22 protein-coding genes are annotated in these 26303 nt (G+C 58.2%); 13 read left to right on the top strand and 9 right to left on the bottom strand.

The features are described from left to right. Positions 1 to 21: 21 nt before the first annotated feature. The 7 genes from H1B37_RS06110 to H1B37_RS06080 all read right to left on the bottom strand — a co-directional run bounded on the left by H1B37_RS06110 (position 22) and on the right by H1B37_RS06080 (position 10316). Positions 22 to 1266, bottom strand: a complete 1245-nt coding sequence (locus tag H1B37_RS06110) for a polysaccharide biosynthesis protein (protein ID WP_220498067.1) — start codon at positions 1264 to 1266, stop codon at positions 22 to 24. A 12-nt stretch (positions 1267 to 1278) separates the two neighbouring features. After that, positions 1279 to 3816, bottom strand: coding sequence for an O-antigen ligase family protein (locus H1B37_RS06105; protein ID WP_182865746.1), 2538 nt, complete (start codon positions 3814 to 3816; stop codon positions 1279 to 1281). A gap of 241 nt (positions 3817 to 4057) precedes the next feature. Then, on the bottom strand, positions 4058 to 5101 hold the full coding sequence (gmd, locus tag H1B37_RS06100; RefSeq protein WP_182865745.1) for a GDP-mannose 4,6-dehydratase: 1044 nt from the start codon (positions 5099 to 5101) through the stop codon (positions 4058 to 4060). 84 nt (positions 5102 to 5185) lie between these two features. After that, positions 5186 to 6154, bottom strand: coding sequence for a GDP-L-fucose synthase family protein (locus H1B37_RS06095; RefSeq protein ID WP_182865744.1), 969 nt, complete (start codon positions 6152 to 6154; stop codon positions 5186 to 5188). Continuing rightward, positions 6154 to 7563 carry a UDP-glucose 6-dehydrogenase gene (locus tag H1B37_RS06090; RefSeq protein WP_182865743.1) on the bottom strand — a complete coding sequence of 470 codons (1410 nt, stop codon included), beginning with the start codon at positions 7561 to 7563 and terminating at the stop codon, positions 6154 to 6156. Before H1B37_RS06090 ends, H1B37_RS06095 begins: the two co-directional genes overlap by 1 nt. 53 nt (positions 7564 to 7616) lie before the next feature. Beyond that, positions 7617 to 8201 carry a transcription termination/antitermination protein NusG gene (nusG, locus tag H1B37_RS06085; RefSeq protein ID WP_182865742.1) on the bottom strand — a complete coding sequence of 195 codons (585 nt, stop codon included), beginning with the start codon at positions 8199 to 8201 and terminating at the stop codon, positions 7617 to 7619. 528 nt (positions 8202 to 8729) lie between these two features. After that, positions 8730 to 10316, bottom strand: coding sequence for an MraY family glycosyltransferase (locus H1B37_RS06080; RefSeq protein WP_182865741.1), 1587 nt, complete (start codon positions 10314 to 10316; stop codon positions 8730 to 8732). 409 nt (positions 10317 to 10725) lie between these two features. Here H1B37_RS06080 and H1B37_RS06075 point away from each other — a divergent pair, with 409 nt between their 5' ends. After that, positions 10726 to 11826 carry a hypothetical protein gene (locus H1B37_RS06075; protein ID WP_182865740.1) on the top strand — a complete coding sequence of 367 codons (1101 nt, stop codon included), beginning with the start codon at positions 10726 to 10728 and terminating at the stop codon, positions 11824 to 11826. Positions 11827 to 11882: 56 nt separating this feature from the next. Then, complete coding sequence (locus tag H1B37_RS06070) at positions 11883 to 13316, top strand: polysaccharide biosynthesis/export family protein (RefSeq protein WP_286177454.1); 1434 nt, start codon at positions 11883 to 11885, stop codon at positions 13314 to 13316. 181 nt (positions 13317 to 13497) lie between these two features. On the opposite strand, the gene H1B37_RS06065 is transcribed toward H1B37_RS06070, so the two are convergent. Both H1B37_RS06065 and H1B37_RS06060 read right to left on the bottom strand, forming a co-directional pair. Next, positions 13498 to 16596 carry a right-handed parallel beta-helix repeat-containing protein gene (locus H1B37_RS06065; RefSeq protein ID WP_182865739.1) on the bottom strand — a complete coding sequence of 1033 codons (3099 nt, stop codon included), beginning with the start codon at positions 16594 to 16596 and terminating at the stop codon, positions 13498 to 13500. 93 nt (positions 16597 to 16689) lie between these two features. Next, on the bottom strand, positions 16690 to 17289 hold the full coding sequence (locus tag H1B37_RS06060) for a hypothetical protein (RefSeq protein WP_182865738.1): 600 nt from the start codon (positions 17287 to 17289) through the stop codon (positions 16690 to 16692). 559 nt (positions 17290 to 17848) lie between these two features. Here H1B37_RS06060 and H1B37_RS06055 point away from each other — a divergent pair. The 11 genes from H1B37_RS06055 (at position 17849) to H1B37_RS06005 (ending at position 26166) form a co-directional block, all read left to right on the top strand. Beyond that, on the top strand, positions 17849 to 18259 hold the full coding sequence (locus tag H1B37_RS06055) for a response regulator (protein WP_182865737.1): 411 nt from the start codon (positions 17849 to 17851) through the stop codon (positions 18257 to 18259). Between the two features lie 10 nt (positions 18260 to 18269). Further along, positions 18270 to 19976 (top strand): GspE/PulE family protein, encoded by a 1707-nt coding sequence (locus tag H1B37_RS06050; protein WP_220498066.1) that lies wholly within the window; start codon positions 18270 to 18272, stop codon positions 19974 to 19976. Between the two features lie 5 nt (positions 19977 to 19981). Next, entirely contained in the window at positions 19982 to 21139 is a 1158-nt protein-coding gene (locus tag H1B37_RS06045; RefSeq protein ID WP_182865736.1) for a type II secretion system F family protein, read from the top strand. Then, on the top strand, positions 21136 to 21480 hold the full coding sequence (locus tag H1B37_RS06040) for a type II secretion system protein (protein ID WP_182865735.1): 345 nt from the start codon (positions 21136 to 21138) through the stop codon (positions 21478 to 21480). The genes H1B37_RS06045 and H1B37_RS06040 overlap by 4 nt, the downstream gene beginning before the upstream one ends. Positions 21481 to 21630: 150 nt before the next feature. Continuing rightward, a complete protein-coding gene (locus H1B37_RS06035) occupies positions 21631 to 21957 on the top strand; it encodes a type IV pilin protein (RefSeq protein ID WP_182865734.1) in 327 nt (108 codons plus the stop codon). A 24-nt stretch (positions 21958 to 21981) separates the two neighbouring features. Next, complete coding sequence (locus tag H1B37_RS06030; protein ID WP_182865733.1) at positions 21982 to 22455, top strand: GspH/FimT family pseudopilin; 474 nt, start codon at positions 21982 to 21984, stop codon at positions 22453 to 22455. Next, positions 22452 to 22895 (top strand): hypothetical protein, encoded by a 444-nt coding sequence (locus tag H1B37_RS06025; protein ID WP_182865732.1) that lies wholly within the window; start codon positions 22452 to 22454, stop codon positions 22893 to 22895. Before H1B37_RS06030 ends, H1B37_RS06025 begins: the two co-directional genes overlap by 4 nt. After that, complete coding sequence (locus tag H1B37_RS06020; protein ID WP_182865731.1) at positions 22885 to 23517, top strand: hypothetical protein; 633 nt, start codon at positions 22885 to 22887, stop codon at positions 23515 to 23517. Before H1B37_RS06025 ends, H1B37_RS06020 begins: the two co-directional genes overlap by 11 nt. Positions 23518 to 23536: 19 nt before the next feature. Beyond that, the gene (locus H1B37_RS06015) at positions 23537 to 23929 is read left to right on the top strand and encodes a hypothetical protein (RefSeq protein WP_182865730.1); all 393 of its coding nucleotides are present in this window, start codon (positions 23537 to 23539) and stop codon (positions 23927 to 23929) included. 10 nt (positions 23930 to 23939) lie between these two features. Further along, positions 23940 to 25562 carry a PilN domain-containing protein gene (locus H1B37_RS06010; protein WP_182865729.1) on the top strand — a complete coding sequence of 541 codons (1623 nt, stop codon included), beginning with the start codon at positions 23940 to 23942 and terminating at the stop codon, positions 25560 to 25562. Next, positions 25555 to 26166 (top strand): hypothetical protein, encoded by a 612-nt coding sequence (locus H1B37_RS06005; protein ID WP_182865728.1) that lies wholly within the window; start codon positions 25555 to 25557, stop codon positions 26164 to 26166. Before H1B37_RS06010 ends, H1B37_RS06005 begins: the two co-directional genes overlap by 8 nt. Positions 26167 to 26303 lie beyond the last annotated feature (137 nt).

Genomic DNA, 26303 nt, shown 5'->3' with positions numbered 1-26303 from the left:
CATCGGTCGGGTGCACGCAGGCTACATCTTTTGATCAAGATTCTTGCCGGTCGCAACATGATTCAGTTCGGGAACGCCCAATCGAACCGCATCGATCAGCTCTGCGGTGGTCCATGTCCCTCGTGACAATGCATCCTTGATGGCCGCCAACGCGTCGCGGACACCTTCCGTGCCGTGAAAGACAGGTTTTGTGACCACCCCCACCTTAGCGAAGCGAGTCTCATCGGCGGTTTCACGCGGGTCAACAAACTCCTCAAACGGCTTCTCGCCACTGGTGTCGGAGCCCGAAAAGAAACAGGGCCACTGAGTCGATGAATCCTGCAGGGAGCCAGCGATCTCAAGCGCCTCGGCCTCCGAATCGCATTCGATCGGTTCCAAACCGTTGGAACGCAGCACCAGCCTGGCGATCTCGGCAAACGAGAGCATGTCCTGCTCTTGTCGGAATTGCGGGTAAAAGATTTCCCTGTTCTTGCCGAGAAAGCACCCGAGAAAACAGAGCTGCCCCGCCTCTTCATGACTGATGAAGTATCGCTTGACATCGTTGGGAGCGGAAAGTGGCTGACGTTTCAAAAGCCGGTGTTGAAAACTGTCGAGCAGACTGCCGGCAGAGAAAGCAACATTCGCGAATCGTGCACTGGTAAACGGCATGCGATCGGCATGTGCCAGAAACACTCGCTCCATCAGCGCTTTCGATGCGCCCATCAGATTGGCAGGCCGCACGGACTTGTCGGAGGACACGCTAAAGACATGCTTGGTTGCCCCGCCGTCGAGTGACCGTAAGAGCGATTCGTTTGCAATCACGTTGACGTTCAGCAAACGCATCAACGTGAATGGATCTCGTTCGGACCGGACATGCTTGAGTGCCGAGAAGTTCAGGACAAAGTCATAAGACTGGGTGTTCAGCAAAGCCTCAAATTCAGGTCGTGAAAAGTCGACCGCAAACGTCTTGAAGTCGTCCGGCAAGGAGATCCCAGAGGAACGTAGGTCGCGCACTACCTCGACTAGGCAATTCTCACTGATGTCGACAAGATGTAACGCAGCGACAGAGTACTTTGATAAAACTTTGACGAACGCGCCGCCGATGGAGCCCGCAGCGCCGATCACCAACACACGAGAAGATCGCACTTGACGGCGGATTTCTTGCGCATGGGCTGCAATGTCCTCTTGCAGCAGGGATTCTTTTCGTCCAAGAACGGCTTCGAGCACCCGATTGCTTTCTGGCATCATTCGACCTAGGCGTCGTCCTACAAGATTGTCAACATTCATGTTTGTGTGCTCTCACCTGTCGCGCAGACGCGATGCTTCTTCCGCTCGGCCGTTGGCGACAAGTCTCTTGATCAATTTCTTCCGAAGCCGACTGTTGGTCGGGGTGTGCTGCAACGCTCTGTTGTAATGAACAAAACTATCGTCTAGCTGGTTCAGCTTAAAATGCATGTCCCCCAAGAGCTCCTCACAGACAGCCGTTTGACGCTTCGTCTGGCAGCGATCGCAGGCGACTTTCGCGATTGCATGTTCCAGGAACTTATCGACCTGAGGTTTAAGCCTGGGGAACTCCAAATCATGCTCTAACAAATATCGTGATGCAGCTCGCTGGCACTCGGCGGTCTCCGCAATGATCTCTGAAAGATTTAGCTCCGGATATCGCTCGGCGTACCGCAGTGCATTGTGGGTCAAACGCACGTTGCGTTCGGTGGCCTTTCGCCAATACGTAGCGCTCGATTCAAGATTGCCAGCATCCCCCACCAAAACCGCCAGGATCGCCATCTGCTTTGCCGTCTGGCTTTGCAACGTCGCCAACTGAGCGATCGCACGTTGTGATCGATCAACGTCCTGATGCACAAAATCGAGATAGACCAGGTGCATCCTTGATTCGATGCCGAGCGGCGATTTGGCAAGCGCACGCTGGCTCGACCGCACCGCGTCGAAATACGCCTTCACCGGTTTTGGAGCTGTGGATGGTTGGTGATACCATCGACGTCGCTGTTCGATCCGACGTGCACGCTCAAACGCGTCAAGGACTTCTTCAGGGGTGCCCAAGTCTTGCGCGGTAACCGTTTGCACGCGACCGATCCAACTGTAAAGTCGCACATCTGCAATCAGGATCTCGGGGGTCGGATGCGTGAGGATCGCAGCTCGAATCCTGTTGTGAATTCGTTGCACTGCATTTGGGTCGACCCGGTCGCGCGACAGCTCCAATTCGGCCGAACGGACGAGCGTGTCGTTAATGGCATCGGATTTCAGTTGAGGAAGACAGGCGGCGCCGACGAGCACCACCGATATGCCGAAGGCGGCTTGGAACATCCGCTGAGGTTTGCTGATCAATCCGCCTTCAAACACGACAGATGCTGCGGGTGCGCTATCCAGCCCTTCCGTCAGATGCTGTGCCCCAGACTTTGTCATGAGCGCTGGGCGGAAGCCGCGGGCGACGATCGCCGATGCCAATGCCGCGGACGTCAACAGGTTGCCTGGAAGGATCAAGCCGAAGTCAAACATCTGAGTCACGACCGTCGTGCCGATCAGATACCAGCCGCACGCCCCAAGCCCTTTGTCGATCGGATCAACCGAACCGGAAAGCCGGTGCGCCGCCACCGCAAGGATCGCCATGACCGAAGCTGCCAGTAGGATCCCCGGGAACCCCTGTTCGGCTGCAAGCTCGAGCCAAAGGTTGTCTGCGTGGTGAAACCAATAGGGTGGACTCGTCTGTTGGTAAGGCAGATGTGCATACGCATAGGTGCCAAGACCCGAGCCAGCGGGAAAATAGGATGCTGCGGCTCGCGCGCCGTCGGGCCAGTGTCCGATACGCCCGTCATGCATTCCGGCTCCCGATTTGATGTCGAGATCTTCAAATCGATTAAACGTCTCAAAGACGCCTGGAAATGCAGAGATCGCAAGTGCCACTAAAACAACCGACACCAAACCGATTGCGGGAATCGTCACAATTCCGCGTCGGCTTCGCAACCAGCCAAACGCCAAAAGACAACCGAAAAATGCCCCGATCACGCCGCCTCGGGAGCCGCAGACCATCAGACCAGCTGCACTGACGCCCACAGATGCCATGCCAACCAACAGATCGCAGTGGTACAGCAGCATCACCCAGTCGCCTGACTGTGGGCTTCGGTGGTTGATATCGTCCGAGCGGAATACCGCGACACGATGGGCAATTAGCCCAAGACCGCAGCCGAGCCCAAGATTGAAAAGGAATGCTGCATTGTTTCGATTGAGAAATGTCCCAAAGCTTGTTGACGACGCAATCTCAACTCCACTCGACGTACCCACCACTGGCACCTGAGGGAATACCACGCCTGCAACGAAATGACCAGCAATCCCAATTCCGATCACTCCCATCAGCACAAGGATGTTTCTCCGTTCCCGACAAGCTATCGCAACCGAGTAAACAACGGGAATCAGAAGCGTGAGCATCGCGGCCGAATGCTTGGTGGATTCGGGAGCGATAGAGACTGGGATAAGATGCGGCTGGAGATCCGGGGGCAGTATCGGCGATCCCCATTCCATGTAGGCCGAGTGAGCTCCGGGGCTGAAAATCGACACCCATCCAGGACTGAGCGGAAAGCTTTGCAACCAACTGTAAGCCGCCCACACCAATAGAGGCCACATGAGGGAAAAACTTCTGATGCCAATCGCGCGTCTGTCGGAAGCAGCGGAGAATGCCGCGACCGCCGAGAGAACGACTATGGCCAACGCCGCGACGTACTTTGTCCAGGGAAGGACTCCACCAAGGTCGGCTGAAACAACCGGCCCAAAAGCGCCAAGGCAGATCACCAGCGCAAGTGCGACAGACTGCCGAATTCTATCCATCAGCAAGCTTGAAAAACCTTGCGGTCAAAGCCTGTAGTCGACTTCGCTTTGTGAACGTCCCCGCCGATTCGCCGGCTGTGGCATGGCGCGTACCAAAGAAGTGAGGCCGGACGTTCCTGCAAACACATTCGCCGATTGGTATCGGCGTACGCTGTCGCAATACCCGATGAGCTCGATGGAGGTGAGGGCTGGCGGAGCAATATTGTTCCGCGACGTTCCGCGTCAGGTTGTGGGGACTTTCTTAGGCAAGATTTGCCCCCGCCATCTCACTTCGCGCCAGTTCCATGTCGTGGTCGACCATCAGCTTGGCGAGTTCTTTGCAGCTGGTTTCCGGTTCCCAGCCGAGGACGTTTTTGGCTTTGCTGTAGTCGCCCAACAGCAAGTCGACTTCGGTCGGGCGGAAGTAACGTGGGTCGGTTTCCACGTAGTCCTTCCAGTCCAGCTCCAGGTGCTCGAACGTGTAATCGAGAAACTGACGGATTGTATAGGTCTCGCCGGTTGCCAAGACGTAGTCGTCCGGCGTGTCGTGCTGGAGCATCAGCCACATTCCACGCACGTAGTCTTTGGCGTAGCCCCAGTCCCGTTTGGCATCCAGATTGCCCAGGTACAGTTTGTCTTGCAGCCCCAATTTGATTCGCGTCGCCGCTCGAGTGATCTTTCGCGTCACAAACGTCTCGCCCCGTCGTGGCGATTCGTGGTTGAACAGGATCCCGTTGCAGGCGAACAGGTCGTAGGCGTGGCGGTAGTTGACCGTCTGGTGGAATGCGTAAACCTTGGCACAGGCGTAAGGGCTTTGCGGTTGAAACGGTGTCTTTTCGGTCTGTGGTGTTTCCAGCACGTCGCCGTACATCTCGCTGCTGGACGCCTGGTAAACGCGGACCGGCTTTTTCTTGTTCAGCTGGCGGGCCGCTTCCAGCACGTTCAGGGCCCCGACGGCGGTCGTTTGGACGGTGTAGACCGGGGCATCGAACGAGACGCGGACGTGCGATTGAGCCCCCAGGTTGTAGATCTCGTCCGGCTCGATATTCAAAACCAGATTCGTCAGGTTCTGTCCGTCAGTCAGATCGCCATAATGCAAGAACAGACGCGCGTCTTCGTTGTGCGGATCGATGTAGATGTGATCGATCCGGTCCGTGTTGAACGTGCTGCTGCGGCGGACGATGCCATGGACGTAGTAACCTTCATCGAGTAGCAATTCGGCCAAATACGATCCGTCTTGACCGGTGATTCCGGTGATCAGTGCTGTTTTAGGAGCCCCTGCCGAACTGCCTGCTGCGTTGCTCATGACTCGTCTCGCCGCCTTGTAGATTTCAAAATGAGAGGGTATCGGATGCGTCCTCGCGCATCGCCGCCTGACTTCCCGGGCGACTTAGACCGCTCTCAGCGCGCCGGAGTCGTTCGCCCGCAAAAAGTCTTCGTAGGTTTTTCGGACGCCGGTTTCCAGATCAATCCGGGGTTCCCAACCGGTCGATTTTATCAGATCGATGTTGGTTCGTTTGACCGGCGTGCCGTCGGGCTTGGAGGTGTCCTGCGTGATTTTGCCGTGAAAACCCGTGATTTCGGCGATCAAGCCGGCCAGATCGCGAATCGAAATATCGGTCCCCGTGCCGACGTTGACCAGGTTGGGGGGATCCTCAAGATTGACCAGATGAATCAGCCCGCGAGCCAGGTCATCGACATGCAAGAATTCGCGCCGGGGTGTTCCGGTTCCCCAGATCACGACTTCATCCCGTCCGTCGCGGACCGCTTCGTGAAAGCGGCGGATCATCGCCGGCATCACGTGTGAGTTTTCGGGGTGATAATTGTCTCCCGGCCCATACAGATTGGTCGGCATGGCGGAATGAAAGGTGACGCCGTATTGGGTGCGGTAGTGTTGGCAAAGTTTCAATCCACTGATCTTGGCCAACGCGTAGGCTTCGTTGGTCGATTCCAAGGGGCCGGTCAGCAAGCAGTCTTCGGGCATCGGCTGGGGGGCCATCCGCGGATAGATGCACGTGCTGCCGAGAAACAGGAACCTGGCGGTGCCGAATCGATGAGCCGCGTGAATCGCGTTGGCGGCCATCATCAAATTGTCGTAGATGAATTCGGCCGGGTAGGTGTCGTTGGCATGAATGCCCCCGACTTTTGCAGCGGCAAACACGACGACATCGGGACGTTCGGAATCAAAGAACGACTCGACATCGGATTGTCGAATCAAATCCAGTTCGCTGCGATCGCGCGTGATCAGGTCGGCGTCATCGATCCCCAGTGCTTGCAGATGCCGAACGACCGCGGCGCCGACCATTCCGCGATGGCCGGCGACGTAGACGCGTCCTTTGGGAAGTCGCTGCGAAGTCATCAGAAACCGATCCCGTGGTAGTCAAATCCCTTGGCCTTCAAATCAAGGTCTTTCAGTCGGTTGCGCCCGTCGAAAATGAAGGCGGGCTTTTTCATCGTGTCATGAACGGCGGTGAAGTCGACGTCGGCAAATTCGTCCCATTCAGTCAGCACCGCGATCGCATGGGCATCGCTGGACGCCTCTTGCGCACTGGAAGCAAAGGTCACGTGTTTGTCGATCAGTTCACGTTTGGCTTCGCTGATTTTGTTGTCACCATCGGTGAACACGTACTCCAGATCGTTCAGGATTTGATGCTCACTGACCTGCGGGTCGTAAATGCAAACGCGTGCCTTTTCCAGCAACAGGTCACGGCAGACATAGATCGCTGCGGACTCGCGGGTGTCATTGGTGTCTTTCTTGAACGCAAAACCCCAGATCCCGATCTTTTTGTCCGACACGGTGTTGAACATCGTTCGTACCATCCGCGTGACAAAACGCTCTTTCTGGTAATCGTTCATCCGAACAACCTGTTCCCAGTAATCCGCGACTTCGGGCAGGCCAAAGTATTGGCACAGGTAGACCAGGTTCAGGATGTCTTTTTGAAAACAGCTGCCGCCGAAGCCGACCGAAGCTTTCAGGAACTTTGGCCCGATCCGGGAATCGGTTCCGATCGCCGCAGCGACTTCGTCCACATCCGCCCCGGTTGCCTCACACAGGGCGCTGATGGCGTTGATAGACGAGACGCGTTGGGCCAGGAACGCATTGGCCGTCAACTTGGAAAGCTCACTGCTCCACAAGTTGGTCGTCAGCAAACGATCGCGTGGGACCCAGTTGGCATAAACGTCGACCAGCGCCCCGATCGATTCGGGCCGTTCCCCGCCGATCAGCACTCGATCGGGCTGCAGCAAATCGTCGACGGCGGTCCCTTCAGCCAAAAACTCCGGATTGCTCAAGACGTCAAAGGTGGCGCCGTTGGCCGTGTTGGACAGGATCCGCTTGACGGCTTCGGCGGTGCGAACGGGCAGGGTCGATTTTTCGACGACGATTTTATGGCCTTTGGAAACCTCGGCGATCCGTCGGGCACACTTCTCGACGAACTCCAAGTTTGCCGCCCGGCCGGCGCCCACCCCAAATGTTTTCGTCGGCGTGTTGACCGAGATGAAGACCATGTCCGCCTCACCGATCGCCTGATCGATCTCGGTGGTGAACGTCAGGTTCTTGCCACGGCTGCCGTGCACGATTTCGTCCAGCCCCGGTTCGTAGATCGGCAGCCGATCGGAATTCCACTGCGCGATCCGATCCGCATTGATGTCCACGACTTTGACGTCGATGTGAGGGCACTTGTGTGCGATCATCGCCATCGTGGGGCCGCCGACATAGCCGGCGCCGATGCAGCAGATCTTTGAAACGGGCGGTATCGTGGTTGTCATCGTTTTCTCATCGCGAGTGAAGAATCCATGAAATCTCAAGAAGCCGGTGTGATTCAGACATCGCTGCCTTGGGGTTCGGGAGCACTGCCGAGCGGTTCGAGCTGGCAGTCGTCCAGTTTGACGCTGACGCCTTGATCCATGAATCGAACCGAAACCAGCAATCGAGTCTCTTGATCGCGGCGGATCACCACGCCTTCAAATCCCGCGAACGATCCGTTCTTGACGCGCACGGGCTGGCCGGGTTGCAGCCTGCCTTCTACCGAAAGCGGCACACCGATGTCGACCAAGTCACTGATCTGCGTCAAATCGTACAACAGCGGTTCGACATCCGTGATCTCGCTCGCCTTTTGCACACAACCGGTACAGATCGACTGGTAGCGTTCCTCATCACCGCCACACAGGAACACGTAGTTATTGAACAGCGGCACGTAGCTTGTTCGGATGCGTCCCGAGGGAGATCGACGACGCTGTTCGATTTGCGGCCCGTAGTGCGGAATCTGCAATTGACGCAGCTGTCGCATCAATTGCTTCTCCTGTCGTGATTTGGTGTACAGCAGCCACCAACTGGAGTTCTTGGCTTGATCGGATGAGAGCAGTTCGTCGGGGAACCGATCGGGCTCTTTCGCAAGGATGGGCATGGGGATCGCGCTCGATAACGTCTTGGACGGATGGATTGAACGGATGGTCGCTGTCGTTTGAACAAAGCAGCAGTTTGAACGAGCCGGCGGCGATTGTTAAGTCAACACGTGCCTCGATTAGCGCGGACTTCGTCCACTTGGGTGACGCACAACCCTTGCAAAGGGGTAACGCGCAATAACCCGACCTTTGACAGACAGCAATTTCGGCCGATCCGAAACGGAAAGCTTACCTAACCATCTCGCTTCGCCTATCGGCTACGGATTGTGTCGGCGTCTGGGTCTGTTTTCAATCAGCATCCGGGACCGCGAATCGATTCCTGTCACCGTTTGGTGTGTAGCAAAACGCTTTTGATTGCTATTCCGATCATGCGGGGAGGAGATCCGGTGAAGTTCGTCGCCATCGGCGATGGCATTGCTCTGGCGATTGTCTCAAACCCACTCGACCTGGAGAAGGACACTCGCCCCGAATCACTGGGGCGGTCAAGGTCGTGGACGCGGGGCAGCAAGCCTTCAATGGACAGCAAACGCTCAATGGCGACCGGGCAATAGCGCGGCCGGCTCGCCGGCACGCTCAGTACTCACATACCGAGGCGTCGGAACGTTTCCGGCCACCTGAACCTCCGCCGGTACGGCGTGCTGGCGTTCCAGTTCCGCGATGATCACCTGGATCTGCGGTTCAAGGTCTGCCAGCCGCAAGCTCAGATCCGCAATTCGTTCGTGAACGTTGGGCGACGTCACCGAGGCGACGACATGCAGCATTCCGATATTGACCGAATTTTTGCTGGGGCCGACGGAGATCACGATCGGCCATTTCACTTGTACCTGATTGTCGCGATCGGGCATACGGACGTCGGACCAACTGGCGTGATACCCCTCGTGCAACCAGGACAAATTGAGATCGATGCTGATTTTGGCCAAGTTGTGGATTTGGGCAAAGTCGACCAAGGGCTCCCAAATCAGGTTCCAGTCGCCGCTGCCTTGAAGGGGCAAACAGCGGTGATTCTTTTCCAGCGACGACTGTTGCGGCGTGATGAAAAAGGAACGCGTCATGTGCGACGCTTTCATCATCACCAACTGACATTCGGCATGCCCGAAAGAGCGTGTCACGACCAAGAAGGCACCGGCGAGAAACATTCCCAGCAGTGCCAGCCAGGGCATCGCATAATGCGCCGACGCGATCGCCAACACGGTGGTCAAGGAGCACAATGCGGCGACGATAAACAGCATCCCGAACTGTCCGTATTTTTTCTGCAGCAAGTGATGCAGGTGGGCACGGTCGGCCGCGTAAATGCTGCGTCCGGTCAGCCACCGCCTCGCGATTGCGGCGAGCGAATCAAACAGCGGAACGGCCAGGATCGCGACCGGCGCCGATGCCAGCAGGGTCGAACCCTTGACGCTGCCCCAGACCGACAGCACACCGACCAACAGGCCGATCACCATGCTGCCCGCGTCGCCGAGAAAGATGGTCGCCGGGGGTTTGTTGTAAAACAGGAACCCGATCAGGCTGCCCGCCAGACTGAACGCGAAAATACACCCCAACGGCGTGCCGTGTTCCAAACTGAGCACCGCCAGGCCCAGGCTGATGAAGCAGCCCGCGGTTGTCGCAACGCCGTCGGCACCATCGATCAAATTGAGCGCATTGACCGCGATCAGCAGCCACAGAACCGTCACGGGAAAGGCCAGCGACCCCAGGTGTACCTCGAACCCCAGCAGCCCGACCTTTTCGACCACCGTACCGCTGCCGACCAGCGCCGAAATGATCAGGATTTGCAGCAGCAACTTCTGACGTCCACGCATCACCCATGCGTCGTCGATCAGTCCGACCACCAGGATGGCGGTAGCGGCAAACACCAGCCCGTACCACTGGGAAGTCACATAGCCGAGCGAAAAATCACCGTAACTGCGGTCATACAGGATGGTGCAGACAAATCCGACCAACAGCGAAGCGAACACTGCAACGCCACCGCACAGCGCGATCGGCTCGCGATGGAGTTTGCGTTCCTCGTCGGGCGCGTCCACCAATCCGACCCGACGAGCCAGAAAGCGGACCACCGGGACAAGCACCATCGCTGCGAGGACGGAACAGAGCAGAGAAACCAGAGTCAACCAAATCATTGGTGTCGTATCACGCGGCAAGTTAGTCGAGACATCGAAAGCGGACTGTCTGAATCGTCCCCTCTGGGGAATACATCGTCGTCATCACAGTTTACCCGACGATTACAGAAGCACTCAGTCTAAAACGCAACCCGCCTAGGAGAATGAGTTGAATCTTCACTTTGGGTTTTCTTTGGAACGATCGGAGGGAAAGCCCGCCCGGATATCCCCTCCGGAGAGGCGGCATTGTCACTAAAGGAACGGCCGACACAGGCGATAGAACCCCTACAGCTGCCGTTTCCGTCAGTTTTAGCTAAATCCTTTTGACCGTTACGGCGATAAACACCCCTAGGACGGTACGCCGAAATCGGTGGGCTGCCCGAAATGCATGACCCAACTTCGAATTCCGCCAGCAGCCAAGGGGGGCCAAATGGCGATTCGTTCAGTACGTGCGGCCAGCGCACCCGAACACCACCCGATTCCGTCGGGAAGTCACACCGAAACACCACCGCCGTCGCCAAGCGACTGCGGCCCGTGGTCGCAACGCCGACGCACCGCACGGGGACGCCTAAGATCGTTTCTCTTGGCCGGTACAGCCGCCGTGATGCTGGCAAGCTCCTCGGGATGCTCGCTGGTCTCCAACGCCTACCGACAGATCCGGAAAGCGGAATACTTGGACGAGTTCATGCTCGCCCACCGCAACAAGGTCTTCGCCACCAAGGCGTGGCTGCGAGAGAAACACTGCCACAAGAACCGTCCGCATCTGTCGGAATTCAAAGCAGGCTTCATTGAAGGCTACATCGACGTTGCCAGCGGCTCGAACGGGTGTATCCCTTCGATCGCACCGAGCCAGTACTGGGGGTGGAAATACCAGTCTCCAGGCGGGCAGGCGGCGATCGACGCTTGGTTCGCAGGCTACCCCTTGGGGGTCAAAGCGGCGGAGCAGGACGGCGTCGGCTTTTGGAGCCGAGCTCCGGTCATGGCACCGGCGTCCCAACCCGCCGGCACGACTGACCCGGCTGCGACACCGACCGCAGCCGAGGCAGTGCTCGGCCCCGATGGCAAACCGATCCCGCCGGAAATCATCGTGCCCGGATCGACTCGGATCATCGAGACGACAACGCCCGTCGAATCGATGCACTTGGAACCGCTCGCACCCCCGGTCGCCGAACCGGCAATCGATGGAGAAATCCTGAGCGTTCCCGCGATCGGTGATGACGCCTCGCTGCAATCAAGCCCACCTGGTTCATCTGACGCGGACGCGTTGGGCGCTGTTTCCGAGGCCGCCAGCTTGGTGCCACGCCAATCGGCAGCGACTTTCACACTGGAAGATCGCAGCAGTGCGACCGGTTCGCCGGGCGATGATCCGGTCGAGGGGATCTTCGGTTCGATCGAAATGCCGGCCGAACAAATTGACGCCGGTTCACAGCCCAGCGCATCACAAGCCCCCTCGGGGTTCCTGATCGAAGGTGCCGCGGTCCCCGAAACCGCAAGTGCCGAATCTGACCCGATTCCATTTAAGTTCGAATAGCAACAGCCAGTGGTCGCTTCAAAACACGCTGAAAACCTACAGTGACGAGTGCAGGGATGAATAACAGTATTGCTAACATGGGCCCCGATCAGCCATGCCGCACGCGGCAAGACATCGGTGACCGCAGCGACGGCCGCAACGGCTTGCTCACAGCCCTCCGCATTGGCCTTCGCTGCATCGGCGCCAAGGCGGCCGCGGCGGCGTTGCTGGCCGGTTCGCTGACGGGATGCTCCGCGTTGACGCAACCCATCGATGGCGTGCCCGCGGATCGACTGCCACCGCAGTACTTCGCCGAACCGAAGAACGATCTAGTTCCGGTGGACATCTCCGATCTGTCACTTGAACCGCCGCGTGAATACCTGATCGGCCCCGACGACATCCTCGGCGTTTACATCGAAGGTGTGCTGCCGTTCAATCCGCCCAACGCGCCCCCGGAACCGCCTCCGGTCAACTTCCCCGACGCCGAAAGCACCTTGCCGCCGTCGATCGGCTATCCGATCGCGGTCCAAGAAGACGGATCATTGGCACTACCGTTGATCGAACCGCTGAACGTCGACGGATTGACACTTGATCAAGTCCGAGACGCGATCCGAGATGCCTACATCGACAACGACATCCTTCGGCCCGAAAAAGCACGTCCGATCGTGACCATCATCCAGGAGCGGACGATCGATGTGATCGTCGTACGTGAAGACGGTGGCGGGGGCGGCGGACTGTCGACGCAAAACGTCAGCGCACAATTCCTCCTCGGCGGCAGCGACCGCAGTGCCAGCGGCGGTCTGGTCAAGCTTCGAGCCTATCAGAACGACATCCTTCACGCCCTGGTTGAAACCGGCGGATTGCCGGGTGTCAATGCGAAGAACCAAGTCAAGGTGCTTCGCGCCAGCAAAGAGAACAAAGCAAAGCGTGAAGCGTTTCTGAAGAAATTCCGCGCCCAACGTCAGGCCGCCATGCTCGATCCCTGTGCCTGCCTGCCAAAACTGCCTGAGGATCCGAACATCTTAAGAATCCCGTTGCGGCTTCCCCCGGGTGAATCGTCCAATCTGACCCAAGAACAGATCACACTCAGAGATGGGGATATCGTCTACATCGAGTCTCGCGAAACTGAGATCTTCTACACCGGCGGGTTGTTGCCGGGCGGTCAGTTCCCTTTGCCTCGTGACTATGACCTCGACGTGCTCGGTGCGATGGCGTTGGCCGGGCAAGGCGTCTACGGCTCCGTTGGCGGCAGAGGAGGCATCGGAGGCATCGGTTCACAAATCGCAACGATTCCGCCCGGACGTCTGTTCATCCTTCGCAAGACGGACTGCAACGGACAAGTCGCGATCGAGATCGACTTGACCAAGGCGATCAACGATCCGAGATCACGACCGCTGATTCAAGCCGGTGACACCCTGATCCTGCAATACAAGCCGGAAGAAGAACTGCTGAACTTCGGCCTGGGAACCTTCTTCACCTACGGAATCCAGGAACTGTTGCGAAACAACTAACGTTCCGCAACGGCCTGCCAACTGACGATCGCCGCGAAAGGCAACTTTCGCGGCGATTTTTTTGTGCTGCACCACTAGGATCGGCTGCCAGCCCGTCATGACGGAATTGACATCGCGTACGCGTGTCTTCCACGTCGCCTTCAGCGGTAGTGGACGACGCGACCAACCAAACAGCAAGATCCTAATGAGCCACTTCGTCCCAGTTCAACACGCGAATCGATCCGCTGGGTTCCATGAACTCATACGCCCCCATCTCATAGCCTTGAAAACTGGGGCGGGGGTTTCCGTCCAAATCGATCGAAACCAGCCCCGACAGATCGAGGCCCGAATTGATCGCTGGGGATCCCATCGCCAAGTGAAAATCGCCACCGCCGGGATCGACGAATTGCGGCGGGTCGTTGACTTCTCCAATGCCGGGCCCGCTGTTGGTGTACGGCCGACGCGACGCATGAACCAAATTGTACTGGTGGTCGAATACACCATCCGGGTTCGCGTTGTAGAGCCCGTAGTATGTGACGTCAAAAATGGAGTTCCTGACCGTCGTGTCGCCGGAATAGCGGATCAAACCAAAAAACTTTGCCGCTGCAACGGTCGTCTGCACGATCGAATACATCGCGTCGGCACCACGCAGGTGAATCCCATAATCGGTTCCGGCGATCACACAGTTGGTGACCGAACCCTGGGCGGATTGCATCGCGATCCCGTATCGTCCTGCCAGAATTGACGATTGGCTGATGTCGCAGCGGGCACCTCGGGCCAGAATCCCCCAGCTGCCGGTCAACCGAGTGAATGTGCAACGATGGATCGTGCCCGATCCGCCGGCTTGATAAACCCCCGTGCTGGACAGGTCGGCGAAATGCACGTTGTCGGATGTCACCACGGCATCACGGTACACCAACCCTTGCCGACCATTGCGAATGCTGCAGTCACGAATCTGGACGGCGGTTTGATTGGCCGGGTCGCCCCGAACGTAGACGCCACATCGGGTTGCCCCCACCACCCGTGACTTGCTGATTCGAATCGGCGAACCCTGCGTGCCGACGCTGCGCAAGTAGATCCCGTACGCAGCATCGTTGAATTTGCTTTCCGCGATCTCACACGCGCCGTCCAGGTAACCGAGTACCCCGTAGTTGGTGGCAGCCACGTTGCATTGCTCGATCGACAAACGCCCGCGACTGCAATACGCACCGACGTCATTGCCAACCAATTCGATCCCCGTCAACGTCAGCTGGTCATTTTGGCACAGCACGCCGTATTGGTTACCAGTCACCTGGACATTCATCGCAGGGGTCAACGTCAACGGTTGGTTGTTGACGCGAAGACCGTAGCGGTTGCGATTGAGCTGAAGGTTGCCGGCGGACGCCGGGGTGATCGTTGTCCCCGTCATCAGCAATCCGTATCCAGTGTTGCCCGAGAAGTCGCAATCACGTATCTCCGGGATGGCGTTCTGCTTGCTGTAAACGTAAGCCCCATGGCCGTTTCCGCGTGATGTACTTTTGCCGATTCGGACGTTCGTGCAGTCATTGATCCTGACCCCGTAGGATCCGCATCCGCTGACGGTCAAATTGGTGATGTCAATCGCCTTGGACCGATAAGCATAGAAACCCGTGGTCGTCCCCTTGGCCGTCGTGTCGGCGATCGAGCACTCGCCGTAGTAATCGATGATCGGGTATTGGCAGGTCTCGCTGGTGGTCACGTCTCGGATCGACCATGTCACTGCGTTTGCCATCACGCCGCGTGGCGCCCCCCGAAACACGTTGTTGTCGGCATCCGTGTAGGTCCAAGTCCCGTTGCGCAAATACAACGCCGCCGCGGTGTGGTTTTCCGAAATCAGGTTTCTCAACAGCGGTGGATTGTCCGACGTGTTGTGGATTGTGATCCCGTACCTGGAGTTGATAAAACTGCATCGCTGGACATCAATCTGGTCCGATCGCGCGTATAGTCCGTATGCACACGACTTGGGATCGGCCGGGTTTCCGCCAAACGTGCTATCAGAAATCCGCACCGATTGACTGTCCGACACGTACGCCCCCATCGAAGTTCCGCCGAAGGTACAGTTGTCGACCGACACGCGGGTTCGATAGCTGACCAGTCCTCGAGCGTTACCGCTCAAGTCTCGATCGGACAATATCAAATCGGCATCTTCGCCTTTTGCATGGTTGGTGTAGATGGCGAAGTCATTGTCGATGAAATCGATACGGTCCTGCTTCGACAGCGTCAGCCGCTTGTTTCCCGAACGCTGGTACAACGCATACTTATTGCCGCGTAACGTCACGTTGCGGAAATCGTAGTCGCCCTGGTGCGCGGTGATTCCGACTCGCATGGATTCGATGTCCAAATCGGATAGCGTCGCGGATTTGCCCGTCGTGTCACCAAGCGTCACACCGTAGTGCCCGTCTTTGACGCTGCAACGGCTGATCGACAACGATTCGCCGTCACAGCGGACGGCATGCGAGGTGGTTTCAAGGAAATTGCAACGCGTGATTGCGGCCTGTTTCAGTGCCGTGCCATAGACACCGACCGTACTGCCGCTGAAATCACAACGCGAAACCGCGAGCGCCGTGCGGGCCGCGTAGACGCCCCGTGTGCTGGTTGCCGGATCATTTGCGTCGACGCGATCGGTGAAACGAGAACGCGTGACCGAAACACCGCTTCCGTCATACCCGATGCACCCGTATTGCGTCGCGGCGAACTGACAATTGATCACGTTGGTCGATTGAATCCCCGACGTGTAAATGCCATACCTGACTCGTTGAAATTTGCACCCGCTGGCGAACAACCGGTGCGTCCCCAAGTCGCGGAGGGCATAGGTCAAGCGATGAAAGTTGCAATTCAGGTAGTAGGCACTGCCCGCGGTGTTGGTGACCAGACAGCCATAGTTGCGGTCGTCGATTGCGGGGTTGCCTTCGAATGCGAAACCGAAGAACAGGATGTTTCCGGTATTGAAAACTCGAACCGTCCAGGTCCTCGTCGCAGGCCGAACAATGACGTCGCCTTTGTCCCCGGTGTAGATTCCTGTTCGGTCCGCGTACAGCACGAACCATCCCGCCGCGTTTGACCCGCTGCCGTTGATGACGACGTTTTCGTCATAGGTCCCCGCGCCGACGAACAGAATGTCACCTTGTCCTGCGACAGAGGTTGCTTTGGTGAGCGTGCGAAACGCCTGGTTGCGATTCGTCCCCAGGTTGCTGTCGTTGCCGGTTTTGCGAACGTAGTAGTTGGCCGCATGGACCGTTCGTGTCCAGACCGTCGTGGTCCAGCCAAGCGCAACGAGCACCATCACAATGATTGGTCGGCAATGAAAGAGGCGGTGCGTCACGGCAGCAGACCGGTGGGATGGTGTCAAAGAGAATCGCCGAGCCCAGGTGATGTCTTAAGGCAGCTCCGGCAAACCCTCCAGTTCGGGCAACTCTGGCATCTCCGGCAACGGCAGGTCGTCCGGAAGTGCAATTTCCAATTCCTCGGAGATGGATTTCAGCCCCAGATCGGGATCGGCAGGCGTTTCCCATCCAGGATCCGGCAATTGGAAGTCCTCGCGAATTTCCCCTGGGGGGGAGATCGGAACCCGGCTCGGTGTTCGTTGCCGGCGGCGTCTCGGTGACGGCCCCTCGACCGCCGGGTTTTCGATCGGTTGGTTCATCATCACCAACGTCAATCGCTCACCCAGATACCCAATCTCCGCAGACCTTTCTCTGCAACTGATTGATATCATCGAGATACCATCAAATTCCTCTCCGGCATGCAAGGGCACCAGCTTGCCGCCGACACGCAACAATGCCAGCGTTGATGACGTGTTGTCCGGATCGGTCGTCACAAATCCGATCAGCCGAATGATGGCCTGCTCGGTTTCCTCCTGCGGCGTTTCCACCTCGACTTTGACCGTCTTTGCTTTCGGGGGAGAAAAGAAGTTGACGTTCTCGGGGATCGACGGCAGATCAAGTTGCTCGATCGAGACCTCTGTCGTTAGGTCCATTACGGTCGATGGCTCCGCATCCGGTGACACCTCGTTCAGATTGGCTGGGGGTAAATCGTTACTGACCTGAGTCACCGCCAATGCCGGCGCTGCGTCCGATTCGGAATCAATCGATGTCAAATCCACTGGTTGGTACCGGTCCACATGCGGCTGATCCGTCGACTCTCCTGGCCCCGTGCAACCAACACAACAAACAACCGTGGCGAGCGCCGCTGAGCAGACGCGTCGAAAAGTGTTTAACGATACGGAGCGTTTGCTTTTTGTCACGATTGGTCGTGGTGTGAATCGGTTCAGGGAATCCTCTCTGTCGGACTCTGTGACACGCCGTCACCCCGCGGAGGTTTCGGCCGAGCAATTGGCGGTTTTCCCTCGGGTTGAGGGCGATCTCGGGTCGGTTCTATGCGATCTTTGCCAACTGTCACGTCTTCGGTTGACCGTAGGTTTCGGCAACCTAGCGTTTGGACACCGCAACAGCCTCCAGTGTTGTCAATCCCACAGTCGTCAACCTCACTGTCGCCAATCCCGGCGTCATTCTTACCGGCGTCTTCAAACGCGTGCAATGAATTCCAAAGCCAAGAAGATCCTGGTCTACATCGCTCATCCAACCGTGTTGGAAGTGACGGTGTTTCGTCTCGAGCTGCTTGGGATGCGGACCACGGGGGTCAGCAGCAGCGACGAGATGGCCGACGCGCTCACGGCCGGATTGCCCGATGCCGTGCTGGTCGACCTCGATTTGGAAATGGGCGAAGGGATCCGTTGGGTCGAAAAAATTGCATCCGACGAGTGCACCAGTCATATCCCGATCATGTGCATCTCCAGCCGCGGGGATCTGGTCGAAGTCGAAAACGCATACAAGGCCGGCGCAAAAAGCTTTGTAATCTCGCCCTACGATCCGGTCGTTCTGGAAACCAAGCTGGTCGCACTTCTGAATCCTCATGTCGAGCCCGTCGGCTCTCACCGAGAACCCTAGGGGAACGACGATGAGCAGCGTGAAGATCCGCCGCATCGGTGACATTCTCTTAGAACACGGGGTCATCACCGAACAGCAACTGCAAACCGCACTGGTCGACCAGCGTCAAACGCGACTGCAACTGGGCGTTTTCCTGCTGCGGCGCGGTTTGGTGACGCGAGATCAGCTGGGCAAAGCACTCGCCGAACAATACGAATTGCCGTTCTGCGATTTCGAAGAACACGACACGCACGGGCAACTGGTTCGGTTGCTCCCAGAATCGTTCGCCCGACGCCGCAAGGTGGCTCCGGTCCAGCTGCAAAACAAAGTGTTGCGATTGGGGATGATCAACCCCAGCGACATGGAGGCGATCAGCGAAATCGAATTGATGACCGGCTATCAGGTCGAACCGGCAATCTGTTTGGAAGAAGACATCGACCGCATGCTCGAATCGGCCTTCGATGACCGCATCAAAGCCAAGCAGACCGCTGTCGATATCCGCATCCAAGAACTCAACGAGCGAGTCTCGGAAATCGTCGATGGCGATGAAAACCTGGAAGACAGTGACGCCCCGGTCGTGCGATTGCTCGACGCGATTCTGATGGGAGCCGTCCGCGCCGAAGCCAGTGACATTCACCTTGAACCCGACGCGCCGCAGATGCGAGTTCGCTATCGGATCGACGGGCAATTGCACCAGATCATGACCGTGCCGGGGGATTCGGAGGACGCGTTGGTGGGCCGCGTGAAGGTGTTGGCCGACTTGGACACCGCCGAAAAACGACGCCCCCAGGACGGAAACCTGACGATCCAAGACGGAGAGACCCGCGCCAGTTTTCGCGTCAGTTGCATCCCCTGTGTCCGCGGCGAAAAAGTCGTCATGCGGGTGCTCGATGAATCCAGCAAGACCTTCGACTTTTCATTGTTGGGAATGCAAGAGCGTCAACTGGCCGCCGTCAAACAACTGCTCGATCGCCCCCACGGCATGATCGTGATGACCGGTCCGACGGGTTCCGGGAAAACAACGACGATGTATTCCATGTTGTGTAGCATGGACTCTGCATCGAAAAACATCTCGACGATCGAAGACCCCGTTGAATTTCGCCTGCCGGGAATCAACCAGGTCCACGCCAACAACGAATTCGGAATGGGATTCGCCAACGGGCTGAAGTACCTGATGCGCCAAGACCCCGATGTCATCCTGGTCGGCGAAATCCGCGATCACGAGACCGCCGCAACAGCCGTTCAAGCCGCACTCACCGGGCACTTGCTGATCAGCACCCTGCATACCAACGACGCCGTCGGCACCGTTGCTCGATTGGGCGATTTGGGACTGGACAACTTCAAAATCGCCGGTGCCCTGGTCGCTTCCATCGCTCAACGTCTGTTGCGTCGGCTTTGCGAAAACTGCAAACGCAAGTGCGAACCGGACCGACGATTGGTCGAACTGATCTATCAAGGTCGCGAGATCCCCGCCGATCTCGACCTGAGCGGTGCATTCTATGAACCGGTCGGCTGCGATCAATGCGGTGGCACCGGGTATGCCGGCCGGGTTCCGATTTTCGAAATCATGGTCGTGACACCGCAATTGGAACATGCGATCGAATCCGGAATGCCCGGCAGCACGCTGCGCAACATCGCGTGCAGCGAAGGCATGGTGGATCTGGCCACGATGGGATTGGAGCAAGCCAGACAAGGCGTCACGTCGATCGAAGAAGTCTACTTTAAACTCTCGGGCTAGCGACCATGAGTACCGCATCGGGCCACGGCGGTGCACGTGCCATCACGGGGAACCAGCACGCCGAATCACAGAACCTGTTCAAGACATTGCACGAGATCAAGTTCGGCAATGATCCCCAGCGGCGATTCAAGCGAAAGGATTTAATCCTGTTCCTCAGGAACCTGACCACGCTGGTCCAAAACGGAGTCTCGCTGACGCATGCGTTGGAAACCGTCACGCGAGACCGGTCGCTGAAAAAGTACCACCACATTTTGTCCTCGATTTCGCGGGCACTCAAAGGCGGAGAATCGCTCTCGACGGCGATGAAAGCGTTTCCCAGTGCCTTCAACGTCACCTTGATCAGCCAGATCGAAGTCGGTGAGCGTTCCGGGGCTCTGGATCAAGCCTTGGTGCGGGTGACCGAACAGCTGGAACGTTCCTCGGGCCACCGCAAAATGATTCTCAAAAAGCTGGCCTACCCGGCGATCCTGGTCGTCGCGGGAACGGGAAGTGTCACGTTCATGCTGTTGTACGTGATTCCGACGTTCCAACAAATGTACGAAGACGCCGGCGCGACCTTGCCCGCGATCACCCAACTGTTGATCGATTCCAGTGTGATGATTCAGAATTACGGCGTTCATTTGCTGGGTTTGATCATCGTGCTTGCCGTCGCCGTGGTCACGCTGTTCCGAAATGTCCAATCGAGGCGATGGATCGACCGCAATCTGATCCGCATCCCCGTCATCGGTGACTGGTTTCGCAATCTCGCGATTTTGCAGTTTGCCGACGTCTTGGGCAATCTGATGGAAAGCGGATTCACCTTGGCCGAAGCCTTGCCGCCGGCCGGCCGCGCGATCGGCAACCGCCATGTCCGAGAAAAGATCCTCGGGTTGTACACGGCGATCCGGCGCGGTGAACGATTCAGCCAGTCACTGGAACGCGAAGGCGACTTGTTCCCTGCCGTGGTGAACCAATTGGTGATTGTCGGTGAACGGACGGGGCGTTTGGTTCCGGTCACGCACCAGATCCGAAAGCACCTCCGCCGTGACGTCGAAGACAGCACCGATGCGTTGGTCGGCGCGATCGAGCCGATCCTGACCATTGTCTTGGCCGTCGCCGTCGGCGGGATCTTGCTGGCCGTTTACCTGCCCATGTTCGACTTGATCGGAAAGGTGAATCATTGAAGGCATCACACACATCGAACCGTCAACGGCGGCGCGGCCTTTCCTTGCTGGAACTGTTGGCCGCGTTGGCCATCATGGGTGTGATCGCGGTCGCAATTGTGCCGCGGATCAGCGGCGGCGCACGCGAGGCCAGCGACAGCAGTTGCCAATTGCGAAAGGCCGTCATCGAAGTGCAGGTGTCTTTGTGGCGTCGTGAAAGGGGACGTTGGCCGTCGGGCGATCTTTCCGACATCGGAGCCGACGTCCGCTTCTTTCCCGACGGTCTTCCCCGCTGCCCCGTTGACGGAACTCGATACGCGATCGATGAATCAACCGGGAGGGTAAACGGGCATCATCACTAGGCCAAAGGGGGGACTTTCTCGGTTGCTTTGACCTATTTTTCAGCACCGAGCGTTCCCGCCCATCGACCGGAACGCGTCGGCCCCGAAATTGATCCTATCGGATCGATTCATCGTGTGGGCACTCCCATCGCCTCTCCATTTAGACACACCATGCAACGTACAACAAACGCCAAGCGAACCGGTTTTTCACTGCTGGAACTGTTGGCCGTCGTCACCATTCTGGCCGTGATCGCCGCTGTCGTCGTTCCGCGAATCTCCAGTTCGAAACTGGCCGCTCAACAAGAAGTCAACAAGCAGAATATCGCAGAGATCAATGCCGCGGTTGAACGCTGGTACTTCGAAAAAGGAAGCTACCCGCAGCTGAACCTGTCCGACATTGCGGCGGACGTTCAGTATTTCCCGGAAGGAATCCCGCCGAACCCGGTCGACAATTCGGCCTATCAGCTCGATGCAACGACGCACCGCGTGATCAAATAGCGTTTCGAGCCCTCAGATGTCCCCGTGTTCCAACGTCATCACCATCGTCGCGGTCTCAGCCTGATCGAGTTGCTGGTCGTGGTCACCCTGCTGGGTGTGTTCGCAACCGCGGCCTTGATGCGATTCGGTCGCGACACGTTTGGGGATACGGGCGCCCGCTCGCAAGCACGATTGCTGTCGCTGGCCATGCTTCACGCCCAGCGAGCCGCCATTCGCACCGGCGATCCGCACGGCGTCGTGATGCAAGGCCCCGCCGCGGCGGCCACCAGTTGGGCCGTCGTCCGCCGCCACCAGGACGGTTCGAAAGTGACCGTCGAGGGACCGCATGCGGTCGCCGAGCGCGTGCGGGTGTCTGCCAATGCGACCGAGATGTGGTTCGATTTTGAAGGGGTCGGGTCACAGCCCTTTGCGGCACAACTGCGAGGCCCGAATCGATCTTACACCGTCCAGGTCGAACCTTGGACGCGGATGATCAGGACGCAAGAATCGTCGCCATGAACAAGCCGAACCTGCGAAACGGACAGACGATGTTGGAGCTGATTGCGGCGACCATCGTGATCTCGATTGCGCTCGTTCCGGCGCTCAAACTGACCCGCACGCGGATCGCAAATACCGAGGCGTTGGAACGCGCCGAAACCCGTTTGGCGTTGTGCACCGGCAAACTGGAAGAAGAACTGGCCTACACGGCTGCCAGGTGGGAATTGAATTCCCATCGGGGCAACTTCAGCAGCCTCGGACAACCCGACGTCTGTTTCCAGGTGTCCAAGTCCGATGCGCTCGCCGCCGGCGGACGCCCCGGATCACTCGCGGCCATCGATGTCCTGGTCTGGCACGACGACGACGCCGACGACAGCCTGGACGCCGAAGAGCAACGCGTTCACCTGGCAACGAAAATTGCCAAACTGGAGTCTTACGCGAGGGAGTTCAATGGGCCGTAGATTCCCTCCGCAGCTGGCAACTCCAGTAGCGGAACTCGCCAAGAGTATCGGCCGGCGCGCCGCACCACGCGCCGAAAGCCTTGGCGGCTTCCGCTACGGCGCGATTGCCAGGCGCCGCCGTGGCGTCAGCATGCTTGAACTGGTGATCGCCGGCAGCATGCTTGCCGGCGTGATGACCGGATTGTCGCTCGTGTTGCGGACCGCACGCCAGTCGTGGGATACGATCGACAGCGAATACGCGGTGCTGCAACAGATGCACGCCACGTCCAGGCATTTTGTTCGCACGGCCCGTGAAGCAAAGGGCGTCGTCACGATTGTCCCCGACGGCAATGCCATCACACTGGCGATGCCGAACGATCAATCCGCAACCTGGCAATGGTATCCCAGCCGATCCGGCCAGCGCGGTGTTGTCACGTTTCAAGACTCGTCGCTTCCGTCGCAGTCGCAACTTGCCCACGACATTGACGCCTTGCAATTTTCCAGCTTTGCGGCCGATGGAGTTACGCCGACGAACGATCCGGATCAGATCCACGTGATCGAAGTCAAAGCAACCGTGACGCTGCCACGATCGGCCGTCCCCCAACGGACCACCCAGTCCAAAGTCTGGATCCGGTCATGGTGAATCATCTGAGGTGCAAACGATGACCACAATTCGTATTTCGAATCGTCTGCGTTTTGCAAGTCGCAGGGGAGCGGCGCTGTTGCTCGCGATCTTTGTCATGACCTTGGTCAGCACCCTGGCCGTGGCGACACTTGATGCGGAGATGATGCGTTACATGGCACTTCGAAACACGCGCGAGTGGGACGAGGCACGCTACTTGGCCGAAGCAGGTTTGAACGATGCTTTCGCGCACCTGGAAGACGACATCTCCTGGCGCGACGGAATCCCAGCCACCGAGTACCCCCAAGGCAGCGGATGGATCTATCGCGTCAGTGTCGCCGACGGCGGCGACGCAACGGTGGAGCTAACTTCCACCGGCACGGTCGGCAATTTTACCAGAACGCTTCACGTGAGAGTGAAACAGGGAGGTTAATGACGCAGCGATGACAGTCGAAACTCAAAATGATTTAATCAAGGCGATTGATCGCCAGCCGGCAACCGCGGAACGCCGCCAGACGCCACGTCGACGCGTGCGTCGCGACCGGCGAAAGGGCGTCAGCCGGACCGTCGGCATGCACGTCTCGCCAGCGGGAATCGCGATCGCGGTGGTCGAGCAAGCCGGCGATCAGTCGAATCTGATCGTCCAGCAGATCCGCTTTCCCGATGACAGCGGCCCGCGGCATGGCGACTGGAGCGACAACACTCTGGCCGACGCGCTCAACGAACTCGCCGCCCGCTACAACCTGGGCGGCCAAGCCGTGACCGTCGGTCTGGGCGGGAACCCCTGCGTGACCCGTGTCGTCGCCGGCGACAATGAAGAAGTCGATCACGAAATCCGTGAGCTGACCCACCGGACCCAACGTTACATCGGGATGGGGTTGGGCAACAAAGTCAGCTGCCAAACCACCAACCGGATCGATGCCAAACGCAAACGTGTCTGCGTCACGATCGCGATCCGTCAAATGGTCGATGCGATCGCTGCGGCGATTCAGTCCGCCGGCATGCGACTGGCGCACTTGGAACACAGCATGCTGGTGTTGTGCCGGATCTTGCACGCCTACGAAAAAGACAGCCAGGAACCGGTCCTGTTTATGGTGGAAGAACTGGGACGCGTCGACCTGGGGATCTCCTACCAAGGCCGATTGCTGTTGGACTATCGCCCGGCCATCCCCGAGGCTTCGGCGACACATGGCTCCATCGTCCAGCGGCACCTGAAATGCTTGCGGCGTTACATTCACGCCCAATTGCCCAACGCCTCGGCGGACTTGTCGACTTTGTTCGTCACCCAGCAACCGTCCGATCATGAATCGCTCGGGCAAGGCTTGGATGAATCGTCCATCCTCAGCAGCCAGCGTTTTCCCATGCAACAGCTTTGCGACGGCTTGCAGGTCCAAGGAGAGCTGACCGAAGACTCTGGCATGATCGCCGCGATCGGATTGGCTCGCCTGAACAACGACGCACGGTTTGCCGAGGAGACCATTGATTTGGTGTCCACGCTTCGCACCGGCCGTCGCGTTCAATGGATTCCACTGCTTCGCTACACCTGGCCCTTCACCTTGGCCGCATCGATCGCCCTGGCACTTTTTCTGGTGGGGCAACATGCCAGCCGTCAGGCGGAACGCACCGAGGCAAAGATCGAAACACTGACCGAGCAGAACGCGCAAGGCAACCAGATCCGGTTGATGTTGCAACGCCGCATGCAACGAACCGAGCAGGTCGATGCACTGGCCGCCGGAATTCCCCACCGTGATTGGACCAACGTGTTGATGACCGCCGGACAATGTCTGCCCGACGGCGCCTGGCTGGAATCCGTTCGGATCGAAAACGATTCTACGGTCCGGATCGCCGGTGCGAGCCACTCCGGCGAATCCGTTTACGCCTACATCGATCGCCTGAAACGGACCGGGATATTTTCGCAAGTCGCGTTGGAATCGACCAGTGCGACCCGAAACAGTGTCGGTCCCCAGTACCGGTTCCATGTTTCGGCGATGGTTCAAAACCGGACCCCGTCGCCGCCTTCTCGAAACCTCGCGACGACCAACGTCAAAGGACCGGATCGTGGATAATCAGCTTTTCCAAACTTTTCTCGAACACCCCCGACGCGGCACGATCGTGTGGGGCGCCACCATCGTCTTTGCGTTGCTGTTCGTCGTGCCTGCATGGGATCATTACAGCGGGGCACGCGGCGAAGTCGCACAGTCTAAAACCGAACTGCGCGAGATTTCCTATTCGCTGTCCAATCTGGATCTGCTGCGGTCCAAGTTGAAGGAGATCGAATCGAAACCACACGCCAGCAACGACATGATCGACGCTGACGCCGCCGCCCAGATCCGTGAGGCGGTCACCAAGCTCGCCCAGCGGATCGGCTGCCGCGTCCGCCGCCTGACGATGAGCCACCCGGTGATTCGGCCTTGGCATGTCAATGACGACCCCTTCGACGAAAACCGGGCGCGAAACGCCGAGGAAACGAACTTCAGGCTGGAAACCCGCACGCTGACCCTGTCGGTCGGAGGAAGTTTTGCAGAACTCACAAAACTCACAATCGCGCTCACCCGACTGCACCGGTTTGCCGTACCGTCAAACATGAACTTGCAGCGTGAGGGCAATGACGGACATTTGATCTTGGACGTCGAGATTTCGTTGTTCAACCTTGCCGAGACGTACGATTGAGCAGGTGGGCACGGATGCTCACACGCGCCGACCGGCATTTTCGTCACCACCGGGCGGCTCTTTTCAGGGAGAGGTCTCTTGGATTCCGACCACAATCGCGGTCCAACGCAACGAATGCGGATCAAATCGACGTGCCG

Source organism: Stieleria mannarensis, from assembly GCF_014154935.1.
In the GTDB taxonomy this organism is placed as follows: Bacteria; Planctomycetota; Planctomycetia; order Pirellulales; family Pirellulaceae; genus Stieleria; species Stieleria mannarensis.
Note: the sequence above shows the minus strand (reverse complement) of the source record. Positions and strands in the feature narration are given on the sequence as shown.

What these genes read in the sequence shown, in the direction of transcription:
- H1B37_RS06050 (WP_220498066.1), top strand. Translation starts at nt 18,270, where the DNA reads ATGAGCAGCGTGAAGATCCGCCGCATCGGTGACATTCTCTTAGAACAC.
- H1B37_RS06110 (WP_220498067.1), bottom strand. Translation starts at nt 1,266, where the DNA reads ATGAATGTTGACAATCTTGTAGGACGACGCCTAGGTCGAATGATGCCA.
- gmd (WP_182865745.1), bottom strand. Translation starts at nt 5,101, where the DNA reads ATGAGCAACGCAGCAGGCAGTTCGGCAGGGGCTCCTAAAACAGCACTG.
- H1B37_RS06065 (WP_182865739.1), bottom strand. Translation starts at nt 16,596, where the DNA reads ATGGTGCTCGTTGCGCTTGGCTGGACCACGACGGTCTGGACACGAACG.
- H1B37_RS06080 (WP_182865741.1), bottom strand. Translation starts at nt 10,316, where the DNA reads ATGATTTGGTTGACTCTGGTTTCTCTGCTCTGTTCCGTCCTCGCAGCG.
- H1B37_RS06105 (WP_182865746.1), bottom strand. Translation starts at nt 3,816, where the DNA reads ATGGATAGAATTCGGCAGTCTGTCGCACTTGCGCTGGTGATCTGCCTT.
- H1B37_RS06020 (WP_182865731.1), top strand. Translation starts at nt 22,885, where the DNA reads ATGGGCCGTAGATTCCCTCCGCAGCTGGCAACTCCAGTAGCGGAACTC.
- H1B37_RS06055 (WP_182865737.1), top strand. Translation starts at nt 17,849, where the DNA reads ATGAATTCCAAAGCCAAGAAGATCCTGGTCTACATCGCTCATCCAACC.
- H1B37_RS06015 (WP_182865730.1), top strand. Translation starts at nt 23,537, where the DNA reads ATGACCACAATTCGTATTTCGAATCGTCTGCGTTTTGCAAGTCGCAGG.
- H1B37_RS06060 (WP_182865738.1), bottom strand. Translation starts at nt 17,289, where the DNA reads ATGGACCTAACGACAGAGGTCTCGATCGAGCAACTTGATCTGCCGTCG.
- H1B37_RS06075 (WP_182865740.1), top strand. Translation starts at nt 10,726, where the DNA reads ATGGCGATTCGTTCAGTACGTGCGGCCAGCGCACCCGAACACCACCCG.
- H1B37_RS06010 (WP_182865729.1), top strand. Translation starts at nt 23,940, where the DNA reads ATGACAGTCGAAACTCAAAATGATTTAATCAAGGCGATTGATCGCCAG.
- H1B37_RS06070 (WP_286177454.1), top strand. Translation starts at nt 11,883, where the DNA reads ATGAATAACAGTATTGCTAACATGGGCCCCGATCAGCCATGCCGCACG.
- H1B37_RS06095 (WP_182865744.1), bottom strand. Translation starts at nt 6,154, where the DNA reads ATGACTTCGCAGCGACTTCCCAAAGGACGCGTCTACGTCGCCGGCCAT.
- H1B37_RS06090 (WP_182865743.1), bottom strand. Translation starts at nt 7,563, where the DNA reads ATGACAACCACGATACCGCCCGTTTCAAAGATCTGCTGCATCGGCGCC.
- nusG (WP_182865742.1), bottom strand. Translation starts at nt 8,201, where the DNA reads ATGCCCATCCTTGCGAAAGAGCCCGATCGGTTCCCCGACGAACTGCTC.
- H1B37_RS06025 (WP_182865732.1), top strand. Translation starts at nt 22,452, where the DNA reads ATGAACAAGCCGAACCTGCGAAACGGACAGACGATGTTGGAGCTGATT.
- H1B37_RS06035 (WP_182865734.1), top strand. Translation starts at nt 21,631, where the DNA reads ATGCAACGTACAACAAACGCCAAGCGAACCGGTTTTTCACTGCTGGAA.
- H1B37_RS06045 (WP_182865736.1), top strand. Translation starts at nt 19,982, where the DNA reads ATGAGTACCGCATCGGGCCACGGCGGTGCACGTGCCATCACGGGGAAC.